The sequence below is a fragment of the Cryobacterium sp. Hb1 genome, assembly GCF_004403585.1.
In the GTDB taxonomy this organism is placed as follows: domain Bacteria; phylum Actinomycetota; class Actinomycetes; order Actinomycetales; family Microbacteriaceae; genus Cryobacterium; species Cryobacterium lyxosi.
In genome coordinates this window covers 47,726-60,872 of the sequence record NZ_SOHI01000006.1, presented here as the reverse complement: position 1 = coordinate 60,872, position 13,147 = coordinate 47,726, and the positions used below count along the sequence as shown (strand labels likewise).

The window sequence follows — 13,147 nt, the reverse complement described above, 5'->3', positions numbered from 1 at the left end:
TTCTCAGCGTGGAGCGACGTCCCTGGTGCCCGGAATGTACACGTCAGCGACGGTAGGCACTCACATCGGTGGCCTTGACCGAAAGCCAGACCGTCGAGCCCACCTGCAGGCCGAGGTCGGCAACCGCGGCCGGGGTCAGCTCCGCGATGACCTCCGGGTCGCCGCTCGTGCGCAGGCGCACTCCGCCGCTGCCCGGCTCAATGCTCCTCACCCGGGCCGACCAGACGTTGCGGGGGCTGGCGTGCCGGGGCTGTTCCGTGTGCACGACGACGGATGCCGGGCGAAAGACGGCCGCGACGGGCGCGGGGGCTGCGGAGGCGGGGGCCCCGGAGCCGGGGGCCCCGGAGCCGGGGGCCTCTCTGGCGGGGGTTGCGGGTGACAGGGCCGCGGCATCCGCTGGGCGTACCCAGAACGTGCGGCCGTCTGGGGCGACGACCGCGCCGTTCTGCGCGGTACCCACCACGAGGTTGACGCCGGCGAGGGCCGCGACGAAGGGGTTCTGCGGGGCCGCGAGCACCGCTGCGGTCGTGCCTTCGTCGATGAGCGCGCCGTGGTGCAGTACGGCGACGCGGTGGGCGAGCACGACGGCGTCGACGATGTCGTGGGTGACGATGATGGCGCTGGTGCCGGTTTCGGCAAGCTGCTCGCGGATGAGTTGACGGATGAAGGGTGCTGTTTCCGCGTCGAGGGCGGCCATCGGCTCGTCGAGCAGGAGCACGCGCGGGCCGGCCGCGAGGGCGCGGGCGAGGGCGACGCGCTGCTGCTGTCCGCCGGAGAGGGCGCCCGGCAAGCTGTTGCCGAGGCCGGCCAGGCCGACGCGGTCGAGCCAGCGGTCGGCCTGCACCCGGGCCGAGGCGGCGTTCAGTTGCGCTTCGCCGACCCGGAGCGCGAAGGCCACGTTGGCGCGGGCGCTCAGGTGCGGAAAGAGCAGGGGCTCTTGTCCGAGCAGGCCGATAGCGCGATTCTCGGGTGCCACGAGCCGGCCGGGCGCGGTGAGGGTCGCTCCATCGAGGGTGACGGTTCCGGTATCGGGGGTGGCCAGTCCGGCAAGCAGATCGAGCACGGTCGATTTGCCCGAGCCGTTCGGGCCCAGGAGGGCCAGCACCTCGCCGGGCGCGAGTGTGAGTTGCACGTCGAGGGTGAACCCGCCTCGGGTGAGTTGTAGGTTCGCGGCGAGAAGTGCGGTGACGTCCTGGCCGAGGGTGGCGGTCACGAGAGTACGCTCGCCCGGCGGGTTCCAACCAGCACGAGAATGATCACGGCGACCGCTATGAGCAGCAACGACAGGGCCACTGCCTGGTCGGTCGTCACGCCCGAGCCGTTGAAGGCGGTGTAGATGGCGAGGGGCATGGTGCGGGTGACTCCGACCTGGTTGCCGGCGAAGAGGGCGGTCGCGCCGAATTCGCCGAGCGCGCGGGCGAAGCTCAAAACGGTGCCGGCGAGAAGTCCGGGGCCGACGAGCGGCAGCGTAATGCGCGCGAAGACCGTGCCGCGGCCGGCGCCGAGGGTCGCGGCGACACGCTCATAGCGGATGCCGGCGGTGCGCAGCGCGCCCTCGACCGCGATCACGAGAAACGGCAGGGCCACGAAGGTTTGCGCAATGACGACCGCCGCGGTCGTGAAGGGGATGCGCAGTCCGGCAAGTTCGAGGGTGTTGCCGAGTACACCGCCGCGTCCGAGCAGGGCGAGCAGTGCGATACCGCCCACGAGCGGCGGCAAGACGAGTGGCACGGTCACGAGCGCGCGTAATAAGCCGGCTGCACGCGGCTTCGACCGGGCGATGACGACGGCGAGCGGCACGCCGAGCAGCAGACAGAGCAGCGTCGAAACGGATGCCGTCACCAGCGACAAACCCAGCGGCTGCAGGGCCTCGGGTGAGAGCAGCAGGGCCGGCAGGGCAGGCCAGTCGACCTTGAGCAGGAGGCCGGCGAGCGGCAGCACGAGCAGGGCCAGGCCGATGCTGGCGGGTACATAGAGCAGGCGCGGGATCACGCGCGCCACCTCTTGGATTCGTTCGCGGCTCCGGTCGCGGCTCCGTTCCGGGTGTCGTTCCGGGTGTCGTTCCGGGTGTCGTTCCGGGCTCCGTTTCCGGCTCCGTTCCGGGTGTCGTTCCGGGCCCGGGCCCGGGCCCGGAACGCAGGCCCAGGTTCTAACCTGGGCCTGCGATCACAAGGTGGGCCCAGACGAACCAGAACCCTCACGGGGCAAGAAAGCCGTGGGCGGCGAGCACGGCCTGACCGGCCGGGGAGAGGACCAGGTCGACGAAGGCCTGGGCGGCCTCGGCGTGCGCGCTGTCGGCGACGACCGCGATCGGATAGTGCCCGACGACCGCATCCGCTCCGGCCGGCGTCACGCCCTGGATGCGGTCGGGATTGGCGGCGACGTCCGTCGCGTAGACGAGGCCGGCATCCGCTTCGCCGCCGGCGATTTTAGTGACGACGGCCGTCACATTCTGTTCCTCGCTGGCGGGTGTGAGGCTGACGCCCGCATTGGCGAGCAGGCTAGCGGATGCCGCGCCGCACGGCACCTGCGCCGCGCACAGCACGGTGATGACGCCGGGTCGGGCGAGATCCTTCAGGGTTTCGATCTTGAGCGGGTTGCCCGGGGCGACCGCAATGCGCAGGGTGTTACCGGCGAACAGCGTGGCGGGGCCGACCAGTGCGTCGTCGCCGAGCGGCTGCATGTTCTTCTGGTCGGCACTGGCGAACACGTCGGCGGGGGCGCCGGCGGCGATCTGGGTGGCGAGGGTGGAGGATCCGTCGTAGGTGACCTGCACGTCGACGGCCGGATTCTCGTGTTCGAGCAGGGTGGCGAGCTCGTCGAAGGCGCCGGTCAGAGACGCGGCGGCGTAGACACTCAGGGTTTGGGGCGCCAGCCCCTGACCGGTCGGCTCATCGGTGTTCGAGGTGTTCGAGGTGTTCGAGGTGGTCGAGTCATTCGAGGCATTCGATGGTGCACAGCCGGTGAGGGCCAGGACGAGCACGGCCAGAACGGCCAGTGCCTGCGGTAGGCGGCTCACGGCATCCGTCCCGGAGTTTCGACGATCACGTTGGTGGCCTTGATCACGGCGACGCTGAGCGAGCCGATCTCGAGGCCGAGTTCGCGCACGGCCTCGCTCGACATGAGCGAGACCACGCGGTGCGGGCCGCACTGCAGTTCGACCTGGGCCATGACCGTGTCCAGGGTGATGGCGGTGACGATGCCGACGAATCGATTGCGGGCGCTGCGGCCCACGCTCGAGGGGTCGGTCGGGGTGCTCGCCTGGTCGACCGCGAAGGCCGCGAGCGCGGTTCCGTCGACCGCGAGGCGACCGGTGGCGTCGGCATCCGCTGCGAGACGGCCACCGTCGACCCAGCGTCGTACGGTGTCGTCACTGACGCCGAGCAGCTCGGCGGCCTCACTAATCCGATATTGCGTCATAAATGGCACGATAGCACCGCATGTGCGGTTTCAACCCTGCCGGCTCTCCCGGAAACCCCTACCGGCTGTCCCGGAAACCTCGCCCAGCTGTCCCCGAAACCTCTACCGGCTCTCCCGCGCCATGCGCATAACTCCTGCAAATTGCTCAGCCCGACCGGTACGAACCGCTCAGATAGGGGCAGAGTGACGGCGGCGGCGACAGATTGCAGGAGTTATGCCTCTGTGCAGGGCGGTTCGGCGGCACTCTTCCCCGAGCTGGTGGCCGCGGGGCCGCGCAGCGCCTAGCGTTAAGTCATGGCTATTCCTCCCCTTGTCGAGCCCGTTGATCGGCTCACCGCCTCCGAAACCGTGCGTACCGCCCGCCAGCGTCGCCTCCCCCAGCTCAATGAACTCGGTCAGCGCCGCCTCGCCAACGCCCGGGTGCTCGTGCTCGGCGCCGGTGGACTCGGCTCCCCCGCCCTGCTCTACCTCGCAGCGGCCGGTGTGGGCACCATCGGTATCGTCGACGATGACGACGTGGAACCGAGCAACCTGCAGCGCCAGATCGTTCACGGGCAAGCGGATGTCGGCCATCCCAAGGTGGACAGCGCCGCCGAGCGCGTCGCCGAGATCGCTCCGGAAACCACGGTCGTCCGGCACTCCGATCGTCTCGTGGCGAGCAACGCGGCCGAGATCATCGGTGGCTACGACATCGTCATCGACGGTACCGACAACTTTCCGACCCGGTTTCTCGTCAACGACACCTGCGCGCGGCTGGGGCTGCCGCTGGTGTGGGCATCCGTTTTGCGGTTCGACGCCCAGCTCTCGGTGTTCTGGGCCACTCCGCCGGCCGGCAGCGGTATCACCGGAGTGCACCTGCGCGACTTGTTCCCGACGCCACCGGCCGAGGGCGAGGTGCCCAACTGCGCCGACGCCGGTGTGCTGGGCGCGCTGTGCGGCCAGGTCGGGTCGCTCATGGCGACCGAAACCATCAAGCTCATCACGGGGATCGGCTCGCCCCTGATCGGTCGGGTGCTGGTGATCGACGCGCTATCGGGTCGGTTCAGCGAGATTCCCCTGCTCGGAACCGGCATTGCCGCCGAGCCGACCGCCGCCGAGATCGCCACCGAGCGTTCAGCCGAGCTCGCCGAGGCGGCCATGAAGAGCACCCCCGAGGTCTCGAGCGTGGAACTTGTCCACCGCCTCGCCGCGCAAAGCGCCGGCACCGATAATTTTCTCGTCGTGGACGTGCGCGAGCCAGATGAATTCGCCGAAAGCTCGATTCCAACGGCCCGGCTTTTGCCCATCGGCGAGCTTCTCACCGATGGAGCGCTCTCAGACAGTGGCCGCGCCGCGCTGCCTCAAGACACGCCGCTGATTCTGCATTGCCACGCCGGCGGTCGGGCGGCCCGCGCCGCGAACGCGCTGCGTGAGGCGGGATTCACCGATGTTTCCGTGCTCAGCGGCGGGATCCTCGCCTGGGATGACCTCGTCACCGCCGGGGGCGCCTCGGGTATCGGCAGCCGCTGGGAGTCGCCAGAGCCCGTCCCGACCAGGCAGCACGCCACGACGGGCGACGACGCCGGCAACACCGACCAGTCAGACAGTCTGGTCTAGCCGGTGACCGACACCGAACGCACACACGATCACACGCACACCGAGCGGGCGGATGCCTGCGCACCCGCCACATCCGCACGCAGCGTTGCCGCTCACCTTGCGATCGTGCTCGGCAGTGTCGATCCCCTGCCGCCGGTGCGGCTCGGCCTCGACGAGGCCCGTGGGCTCGTATTGGCCGAAGACGTACTCACGGTGACCGACACGCCTCCCTTCGACAACTCCGCGATGGACGGCTACGCCGTTATCCGCGCTGATCTGCTCGAAGCATCCGCTCAGAACCCGATCACCCTGCCCGTCGTGGCCGACCTCGCCGCCGGCACGGACCAGAACCCGCGCCTGGTACCCGGGCAGGTCGCGCGGATCATGACGGGCGCGCCGATTCCCGACGGAGCGGATGCCGTCGTGCCGATCGAAGACACCGACCAGGGCACCGAGCAGGTCACCATCCTTCAGGCGCCCAAGCCCGCCGCGCATGTACGCCGGGCCGGCGAAGACGCCCACGCCGGGGACCGGGTGCTGCGCGCGGGCAGCGTGCTCTGGCCTACCCGGGTCGCCGCAGCGGCTAGCGCCGGAACCAGCTCTGTTCTCGTGCACCCCGCTCCTCGGGTGGCCGTCATCTCCACCGGCAGCGAACTCGTCACTCCCGGCAGCCCGACGCGTCGCGGCCAGATTCCCGATTCCAACTCCTTTCTGCTGTCGGCGGCCGTCGCCGAGGCCGGCGGGATTCCCGTACGGATCGGCGCCGTGCCCGACGACGACGACGTGCTGCGTGCGGTGTTGACCGAGCTGGCCGGCCAGGTCGACGTGATCGTGCTCTCCGGCGGGGTGAGCGTCGGAGCGTACGACGTGGTCAAGGCCGTGCTGAAGCCGCTCGGCACGGTCGACTTCGGACCGGTCAAGATGCAACCCGGTAAGCCGCAGGGGTTCGGACGCTGGCCCGCCACCGACAGTGTGCCCGGACCGCTGATCTTCGCCCTGCCCGGCAACCCGGTCAGCGCCTACGTGTCCTTCGAGGTGTTTGTGCGACCCGCGCTGCGGCGTCTGCTCGGCCAGGAGACCCTGCATCGGCGCACCGTCACCGCTACGGTCGTCGATGGCTGGCGTTCCCCGCCCGGACGTGCCCAGTACATGCCCGTCATCCTCACGCACCGCACCATTGACGCCGACGCCGACAGCACAGACGGCAGCACGGATGGCAGCGCAGACGGCAGCACAGACGTCAGCACAGACGGCAGCGCAGACGTCAGCACAGACATCATCGAGGCACGCCCAGCTTCTCGCGGCGGGTCGGGTTCGCACCTCGTCGCCGGCCTCGCGCAGGCCAACGGGCTCGCCATCGTGCTCGAAGGCACGACTCACATTCGCGGCGGCGACCTCATCACTGTCATGCTGACATCATGACGCACACCACCGACACGACCGGAGCGACCATGCCCGCACAGCTGTTCACCCACCTCGACTCGGCCGGACAGGCTCGTATGGTCGACGTGACCAACAAGGTTCCGACCGTGCGCAGCGCCACCGCCGCCGGTTTCGTGCGCTGCGGCGCGACAGTGATCGCCGCCCTCCGTGACGGCACCGCGCCCAAGGGCGACGTGCTCGCCGTGGCCCGTATCGCCGGAATCCAGGGCGCCAAGAAAACCGCCGACCTGCTCCCCCTCGCCCATGTGATCGGTGTCCACGGCGCCGTCGTCGACCTCATCGTTGACGATGACGGTGTCAGCATCACCGCCACCGTGCGCACCGCCGACCGCACCGGCGTCGAAATGGAAGCGTTCACCGCCGTCACGGTCGCTGCCCTCGCGGTCGTCGACATGGTCAAGGGCCTCGATAAATCTGTCACGATCGAAAACGTGCGCCTCCTCGCCAAGAGCGGCGGCAAGAGCGGCGACTGGCTGCGCGCTTGACCCGGCGCGATTCCGGCACATCCTTCGCTCAAAACGGATGCCCCGCCATCATCACGGGCGCGCCCAGTTTCGGTAGCCGCTACACCGGTTACCGGAGCGCGCACCGAAATCAGGCGCTCCCCTCCGCTGGGCAGGCGACATGAGTGCACTTGCCGGCGCCACTGTCGATTTGCTCGTGCTCGCCGGCGGCCGCGGCCGCCGACTCGGCGGCGCACTCAAGCCCGCGGTCGAAGTGGCCGGGCGCACCCTGCTCTCCCGGGTTCTCGACGCCCGCCCGGTCGCCCGGAACGCCGTCGTCGTCGGCCCGCCCGCCGCCCGGCCCGCCGCCGGCGACCTACCGGACGACGCCCTGGTCTGGGCCCTGGAGGATCCTCCGTTCGGCGGCCCGGTGGCCGGCATCGCGGCTGGCCTCACCGCGCTTGCGGCGAACGCCGATGCACCCGCCGATTGGGTGCTCGTACTCGCCTGCGATCTGCCCTGGGGAGCGGATGCCGCCCGCCTGCTCGTCGCGGCAGCATCCGCTGCAGAGACCATCGGTGAACAGACCGAGGGCCTGCACCTCACCGACGACACCGGCCACGCCCAATGGCTTGCCGGGATTTACCGGGCACCCGCCCTGCGCGCCGCCGTGGACCGACTGGGCACTCACGTGAATGGTGCCAGCATGCGTGAGCTGCTCGCGGGACTCAACCTCACGGGGCTGCTGGACGAATCCGAAGCCGGCGCTGACGTGGACACGTGGGAAGATGTTGAGAGCAGCACCGCTCGCTTGACCGGTGCTCCGACAATTCAGCCCGACCAAAGGAGTGACCCCGAATGAGCTCTACACCGTTGCCTCCCGAAGCGCTCGACGAGTGGCTCACGGCCCTCGCCGATCGGCTGCAGCTCGACCCGGCCGACGTGCCGGTGGGCGACCTGCTCGACGCAGCCCGCGACATTGCCCACAACGTGGCCCGGCCGGCCGCTCCCCTGAGCACCTTTCTGATCGGCCTCGCCGCCGCGAAGAACGGTGGAACGGGCACCGATATTGAAGCTGCCTGCGCCGCCGCGAGCGAACTCGCCCGCGACTGGGCACCCGAGAAGCTCTGATGGCGACCCTGCGATTCTTTGCCGGCGCAGCCGAGGCCGCCCAGACCGACACGGCCACGCTCGACGCGGGCACGATCGGCGAGTTGCGCGCCGAGCTCGCCGAGCGCTACGGCACCGAGTTCATGCGCGTACTCGAGCTGTGTTCCCTGCTGGTGAACGGCGCCCGCGCCGGCGATGACGCGGTCACGCTCGCACCCACCGACGCGGTCGACGTGCTCCCCCCCTTCGCCGGCGGCTGACCACCCGGTTTTCCGAACGCGACTTCCACGATTCGCCCCGTCGCTTCGGTGCTCGTAGTTCCTGACCGGTCGAGGCTATAAACCGACCCAGGAATGCGTTCCGTCAACCTCGTACTGCTTCTTCCAGATCGGCACCTCTGCCTTCACGGCCTCGACGAGACTCTCACAGGCTGCGAAGGCGTCGCCGCGGTGCGCGCTCGCCACGACCGCCACGAGGGCGAGGTCACCGACCTCGAGGTGTCCGATGCGATGGCTGACCGCCAGCACCACCAGCGGATGCTTCCCCCGCACCCGGTCAGCGATCTCACCGATGATGCGCCCCGCGTCGGGATGCGCACTGTAGTCGAGGCCCGTGACGCGGCCGGAAGCATCCGGATCATGATCGCGCACCTGCCCGATAAACGTCACCACGGCCCCGTGGGTTGCATCGGACACCGCCGACAGGTGTTCGCCCACGTCGAGCAGTGACTCGGTGACCAGGGCGAAGCCAGCAGCCATCAGTGGTCCCCCCCGTCGAGCTGGTCGATGATGTGCCGCACGAGCGGCGCAAGAATGGCCACACCGTCGCGCACCGCGCCGGTGGAACCGGGCAGGTTCACGACCAGGGCACCGTTGTTGCCGACCGAATCGGCGATGCCGGCGATACCGCGGGACAGCACCGCGGTGGGGATCGTCGCGGCGCTCAACGCGCGCATCCGCTCGGAGATTCCCGGCAGAATAGTGTGGATCACGGTCGTCGTGCCCTCGGGTGTGAGGTCGCGCGCCGAGACGCCGGTGCCACCGGTCGTCACGACGAGGCGAGCGCCATCGCCGAGCGCTGCCAAGATCGCTCCCGCCACACTCTCGATGCCGTCGGGCACCACCCGCGGTGGCCCGCACGGTATGCCGACCTCCGCGAGCGCATCGACGGTGGCCGGCCCCGACCGGTCTTCGCGCTCCCCGCGCGACGAGCGATCAGACACGGTGATCACGACGGCCCCGAGTTCGGCACCAAGCTTGAGCTGAGTTTTCACCGTTCTACACTACCGCGACGCAGCCCGAGCGGTTCGGCTACCGGCATCCGCTCTGGGCCGAATTCATTTATCACGGTGTTTGCGCGGTGCACGCCGAACGGCAAACGAACAGGCTGGTTACGCAGCGGGCCGTATGCCCGACAACCAGCCGAGGAATCCCATGTCAACCGTCTTACCACCACGCGTTACGTCCACGCTGAAGCCGGACCTCTCCAATTGGGATCCGGAACACGACGAAACGTGGGATTCGCGCCTTGCGTGGCGCACCCTGTGGATCACGACTTTCAGCATGACCCTGGGCTTCGCGGCCTGGTACCTGGTCAGCGCTATCGCCCCACGGCTGAACGACATCGGCTTCGACCTCGGCACCAGCCAGCTGTACTGGCTGGTCGCTCTGCCGGGCCTCGCCGCCGGCCTGTTGCGACTCATCTTCATGTTTTTACCGCCGATTCTCGGCACCCGCGTACTCGTCGCCCTGTCGAGCGCCCTGCTGCTGCTGCCGATGATCGGCTGGACCCTCGTCGCCCGCGACGTCACCACCCCCTACTGGGTGCTGCTGGCACTCTCGTTCGCCGCGGGTATCGGCGGCGGCAGCTTCTCGGGGTTCATGGCGTCGACGAGCTATTTCTTTCCCAAGCGCCTGGCCGGAACGGCCCTCGGCCTGCAGGCGGGGCTCGGCAACTTCGGCATCGGTCTCATTCAGCTGCTCACTCCGTGGGTGGTCGGTTTCGGCCTGCTCGGCACTGCCGCCCTCACCCCGGAGAGCGACTCGAACGGTGAACTGGTCTGGCTGCACAACGGCGGACTCGTGCTCATCCCCTGGGTGATCCTCGCGATCGTCCTCGCCCTCCTCTGTCTCAAGCGTGTGCCGATCAAGGCCAACTTCAGACAGCAGCTCGACATCTTCACGGTCAAGCACACCTGGATCATGACCGCCATCTACCTCATGAGCTTCGGCGCATTCAGCGGCCTGGCCGCGCAGATGGGCTTGATCATTCTCAACGTGTACGGCGATTTTCCGGATGCTCCCAACCCGCTCGCTTTTGCCTTCATCGGCCCCGTCGTCGGCGCCCTCGTGCGCGCGGCCTCTGGCCCGCTCTGCGACCGGTTCGGCGGCGCCATTTTCACCTTCATCGGCGGCGCAGGCATGGCCGTCGGCACCACCGTCACGGTATTCTTTCTCACTCCGACGAGCGTCGACGAGTTCGACGGCTTTCTCACCGGCATGATCATCATCTTCTTCTTCTCCGGGCTGGCCAATGCCGGAACGTTCAAGCAGATGCCGATGATCTTTCCCAAGCGGCAGGCCGGCGGAGCGATCGGCTGGACGGCGGCGATCGCCGCGTTCGGACCGTTCATCGTGGGTATGGCCCTCACCGGCATGAGCCCGACCACTTTCTTCATCGGCTGCTCCGCCTTCTGCGTGCTCTGCACCGGGCTCGCCTGGTTCTATTACGCGCGTCCCGGTGCCCCCAACCCGAGCTGACGCTCCCTCCATCGACCCGAAGCCTCCTCCTCCTCCAGCGGGGGGCTTCGGGTTTTTTCCTGCCAGCAGGGGGTCATACTGACATGAGGAGGTCACCGATGACCAGAAGAGAAGAACCACCAGGCGGTGACCCGGTCTGCTGGCTCGAACAGGTCTGTCCGGAGTGCGGCGCCTACGTCTCCGGCGAGTTACCGGCCACCTGTTGGCGGTGCAACACGGTGGTCTCGCCGTCCTGACGGCTTGAACCGGGCATCCGTCAGCCATTGTGTGAAGCGGATGCCGACCCGTCGCCCAAACGGCCGTCGGTCGCACCGTGCGTGCGTGGTGCGGGCGCTGCGCAAGAAGCGCAACACCTGCATCTAATCCAGGGACCGCGCAACGCGCCCGGCAAACCTGGCAAACCCGATCAACGGGATCGGCAGGGCCCACACACGCATTCAGGCGCGGCCCGTGAGCCGGGCCGCGCCTGAATGCGTGTACTCGGAACGGTTAGACGCGCGTCTCGGACAGTTCAGACGGCGCGGGCTCCGCTACGTCGTCCGTAAAGGGCTGCGAGGTTCGCGGCGCGTTGTACAGCGTCTCGTCGAGGATTCCCTGGCGCTTCGCCACGATCGTGGGCACGAGCGCCTGACCGGCCACGTTCACGGCGGTGCGGCCCATGTCGATGAGCGGATCAATGGCCAGCAGAAGGCCGACCCCGGCCAGCGGCAGACCCAGCGTTGACAGGGTCAGCGTCAGCATGACGACGGCGCCCGTGGTGCCGGCCGTGGCTGCCGAACCCAGTACGGATACGAGAACAATGAGCAGGTACTGGGTGAGGTCCAGCTGAATTCCGAAGAACTGTGCCACGAAGATGGCGGCGACGGCGGGGTAGATAGCCGCGCAACCATCCATCTTGGTCGTCGCCCCGAGCGGAACAGCGAAGGATGCATATCCGCGCGGTACGCCCATGCTGCGTTCCGTGACGCGCTGCGTCAGCGGAAGAGTGCCGATGGATGAGCGCGACACGAAGCCCAGCTGAACAGCCGGCCAGACACCCGAGTAGTACTGCTTGACGGAGAGACCGTGAGACTTGATCAGTACCGGGTAGACCACGAACAGTACCAGGATCAGGCCAACGTAGATGGTGGCTGCGAACTTGCCCAGCGAACCCATGGTGTCCCACCCGTAGACCGCGACGGCATTACCGATCAGACCGATCGTGCCGAGCGGCGCGATGCGAATAATCCACCACAGCACCTTTTGAATGACCGCCAGAGCTGACGCGTTGAGGTTCAGGAATGGCTCGGCAGCTTTGCCCACCTTCAACGCGGCAATGCCTACCGCGATGGCGATGACGAGAATCTGCAGCACGTTAAAGCTGACGGTGGTGCTTGCGATGCCGTCAACGACGGAAGTATTGGCGCCGAGTCCGAGGAAGTTCTTCGGGAAGAGCCCGGTCAAAAATGCCCACCAGTCCCCGGTCTTGCCGGTGTATTCGGCATTCTCGGTGATGCCCGTTCCGGCTCCCGGTCGCACCAGCACGCCCAGTCCGATGCCGATCAGAACGGCAATCAACGCGGTGATGGCAAACCACAGAAGAGTGTTCCACGCCAGCTTCGCCGCGTTGGACACTGCGCGCAGGTTCGCGATGGAGCTGACCACGGCCGTGAAGATGAGCGGTACGACGGCAGCTTGCAGCAGCGAGACGTAGCTTGACCCGATAATTTTCAGGGTCGCACCGAGACCGTTGGGGTTCGCTTCGGTACTGCCGGTGTATTTGGCCATCAGCCCGAGGCCGAGACCGATGATGAGCGCGGCGATGATCTGAACGCTGAACGAGCGCACCCATCTGGGAAATCTGCTGCCGTGGGTACTGACGGGAACTACTGAAGTCACTGGTTCGACACTTCCTCTTGTCATTCGTGAGTCACACTGGCGCCCCTGTCCCGCGCAGCGGAGCCCCTTGAGAGTCCACGGCCGCGTGCAGGCGCCTTTATTCCCAAGGCCGAAAGGGGGCACAGTATTCCTTCACGCGGTATGTGACCTAGTGCGGCTACTTCTCCTGCAGGTATTCGGCGAGCACCCGCGCATGGTTCACCCGTTGGTCCTTTGCTCCATAGACCAACGTCGTCACGCCGGCCGCGGCGAGCGCGCGAAGCTGCACGACGGCCGCCTGGGTCTCGGTAGTACCGTCGAGTTCGGCGCGGTAGCGCACGGCGAACTCGTCCATGCGCTTCGGGTCGTGCTTCCACCAGGTGCGGAGCTTGGGTGATGGCGCGATCTCTTTCAGCCACTCATCGAGGTCGGCGCTCTCCTTGGAGACACCGCGCGGCCAGAGTCGATCAACCAGCACCCGGCATCCATCAGAAGCGGATGCCGCCTCATACGCCCTCTTGATCCGCACCATGAAAACAG

General features: G+C 67.9%; 15 protein-coding genes. 7 read left to right on the top strand and 8 right to left on the bottom strand.

Annotated elements, in window-relative coordinates:
* Nucleotides 1-43: 43 nt before the first annotated feature.
* The 4 genes from E3T38_RS00930 to E3T38_RS00915 form a co-directional block, all read right to left on the bottom strand.
* Complete coding sequence (locus tag E3T38_RS00930) at nt 44-1,213, bottom strand: sulfate/molybdate ABC transporter ATP-binding protein (protein ID WP_134545571.1); 1,170 nt, start codon at nt 1,211-1,213, stop codon at nt 44-46.
* Nucleotides 1,210-1,992: an ABC transporter permease gene (locus E3T38_RS00925; protein WP_241984233.1), complete on the bottom strand. Its 783-nt coding sequence runs from the start codon at nt 1,990-1,992 to the stop codon at nt 1,210-1,212. The genes E3T38_RS00930 and E3T38_RS00925 overlap by 4 nt, the downstream gene beginning before the upstream one ends.
* Before the next feature lie 205 nt (nt 1,993-2,197).
* Complete coding sequence (gene modA, locus E3T38_RS00920) at nt 2,198-3,019, bottom strand: molybdate ABC transporter substrate-binding protein (RefSeq protein WP_166805366.1); 822 nt, start codon at nt 3,017-3,019, stop codon at nt 2,198-2,200.
* On the bottom strand, nt 3,016-3,420 hold the full coding sequence (locus E3T38_RS00915; RefSeq protein ID WP_104200183.1) for a molybdopterin-binding protein: 405 nt from the start codon (nt 3,418-3,420) through the stop codon (nt 3,016-3,018). Before E3T38_RS00915 ends, modA begins: the two co-directional genes overlap by 4 nt.
* Before the next feature lie 294 nt (nt 3,421-3,714).
* On the opposite strand from E3T38_RS00915, the gene E3T38_RS00910 reads away from it, so the two are divergent.
* The 6 genes from E3T38_RS00910 to E3T38_RS00885 all read left to right on the top strand — a co-directional run bounded on the left by E3T38_RS00910 (nt 3,715) and on the right by E3T38_RS00885 (nt 8,251).
* Nucleotides 3,715-5,016 carry a ThiF family adenylyltransferase gene (locus E3T38_RS00910; protein WP_134545569.1) on the top strand — a complete coding sequence of 434 codons (1,302 nt, stop codon included), beginning with the start codon at nt 3,715-3,717 and terminating at the stop codon, nt 5,014-5,016.
* A 3-nt stretch (nt 5,017-5,019) separates the two neighbouring features.
* The gene (glp, locus tag E3T38_RS00905) at nt 5,020-6,417 is read left to right on the top strand and encodes a gephyrin-like molybdotransferase Glp (RefSeq protein WP_134545568.1); all 1,398 of its coding nucleotides are present in this window, start codon (nt 5,020-5,022) and stop codon (nt 6,415-6,417) included.
* On the top strand, nt 6,414-6,923 hold the full coding sequence (gene moaC / locus E3T38_RS00900; protein ID WP_241984232.1) for a cyclic pyranopterin monophosphate synthase MoaC: 510 nt from the start codon (nt 6,414-6,416) through the stop codon (nt 6,921-6,923). Before glp ends, moaC begins: the two co-directional genes overlap by 4 nt.
* Before the next feature lie 139 nt (nt 6,924-7,062).
* Nucleotides 7,063-7,743 carry a molybdenum cofactor guanylyltransferase gene (locus tag E3T38_RS00895; RefSeq protein ID WP_134545567.1) on the top strand — a complete coding sequence of 227 codons (681 nt, stop codon included), beginning with the start codon at nt 7,063-7,065 and terminating at the stop codon, nt 7,741-7,743.
* Entirely contained in the window at nt 7,740-8,012 is a 273-nt protein-coding gene (locus E3T38_RS00890; RefSeq protein ID WP_104196012.1) for a DUF6457 domain-containing protein, read from the top strand. Before E3T38_RS00895 ends, E3T38_RS00890 begins: the two co-directional genes overlap by 4 nt.
* Nucleotides 8,012-8,251 (top strand): MoaD/ThiS family protein, encoded by a 240-nt coding sequence (locus E3T38_RS00885; RefSeq protein WP_134545566.1) that lies wholly within the window; start codon nt 8,012-8,014, stop codon nt 8,249-8,251. Before E3T38_RS00890 ends, E3T38_RS00885 begins: the two co-directional genes overlap by 1 nt.
* A gap of 75 nt (nt 8,252-8,326) precedes the next feature.
* On the opposite strand, the gene E3T38_RS00880 is transcribed toward E3T38_RS00885, so the two are convergent.
* Both E3T38_RS00880 and E3T38_RS00875 read right to left on the bottom strand, forming a co-directional pair.
* Nucleotides 8,327-8,749: a molybdenum cofactor biosynthesis protein MoaE gene (locus E3T38_RS00880; RefSeq protein ID WP_134545565.1), complete on the bottom strand. Its 423-nt coding sequence runs from the start codon at nt 8,747-8,749 to the stop codon at nt 8,327-8,329.
* Nucleotides 8,749-9,264 carry a molybdenum cofactor biosynthesis protein B gene (locus tag E3T38_RS00875; RefSeq protein WP_104196015.1) on the bottom strand — a complete coding sequence of 172 codons (516 nt, stop codon included), beginning with the start codon at nt 9,262-9,264 and terminating at the stop codon, nt 8,749-8,751. The genes E3T38_RS00880 and E3T38_RS00875 overlap by 1 nt, the downstream gene beginning before the upstream one ends.
* 160 nt (nt 9,265-9,424) lie before the next feature.
* On the opposite strand from E3T38_RS00875, the gene E3T38_RS00870 reads away from it, so the two are divergent.
* On the top strand, nt 9,425-10,750 hold the full coding sequence (locus E3T38_RS00870; protein ID WP_134545564.1) for an MFS transporter: 1,326 nt from the start codon (nt 9,425-9,427) through the stop codon (nt 10,748-10,750).
* A 489-nt stretch (nt 10,751-11,239) separates the two neighbouring features.
* Here E3T38_RS00870 and E3T38_RS00865 read toward each other — a convergent pair whose 3' ends face one another.
* Both E3T38_RS00865 and E3T38_RS00860 read right to left on the bottom strand, forming a co-directional pair.
* Entirely contained in the window at nt 11,240-12,652 is a 1,413-nt protein-coding gene (locus E3T38_RS00865) for a dicarboxylate/amino acid:cation symporter (RefSeq protein WP_134545563.1), read from the bottom strand.
* Nucleotides 12,653-12,785: 133 nt separating this feature from the next.
* Nucleotides 12,786-13,139, bottom strand: coding sequence for a DUF488 domain-containing protein (locus E3T38_RS00860; RefSeq protein ID WP_134545562.1), 354 nt, complete (start codon nt 13,137-13,139; stop codon nt 12,786-12,788).
* Between the last annotated feature and the right edge of the window lie 8 nt (nt 13,140-13,147).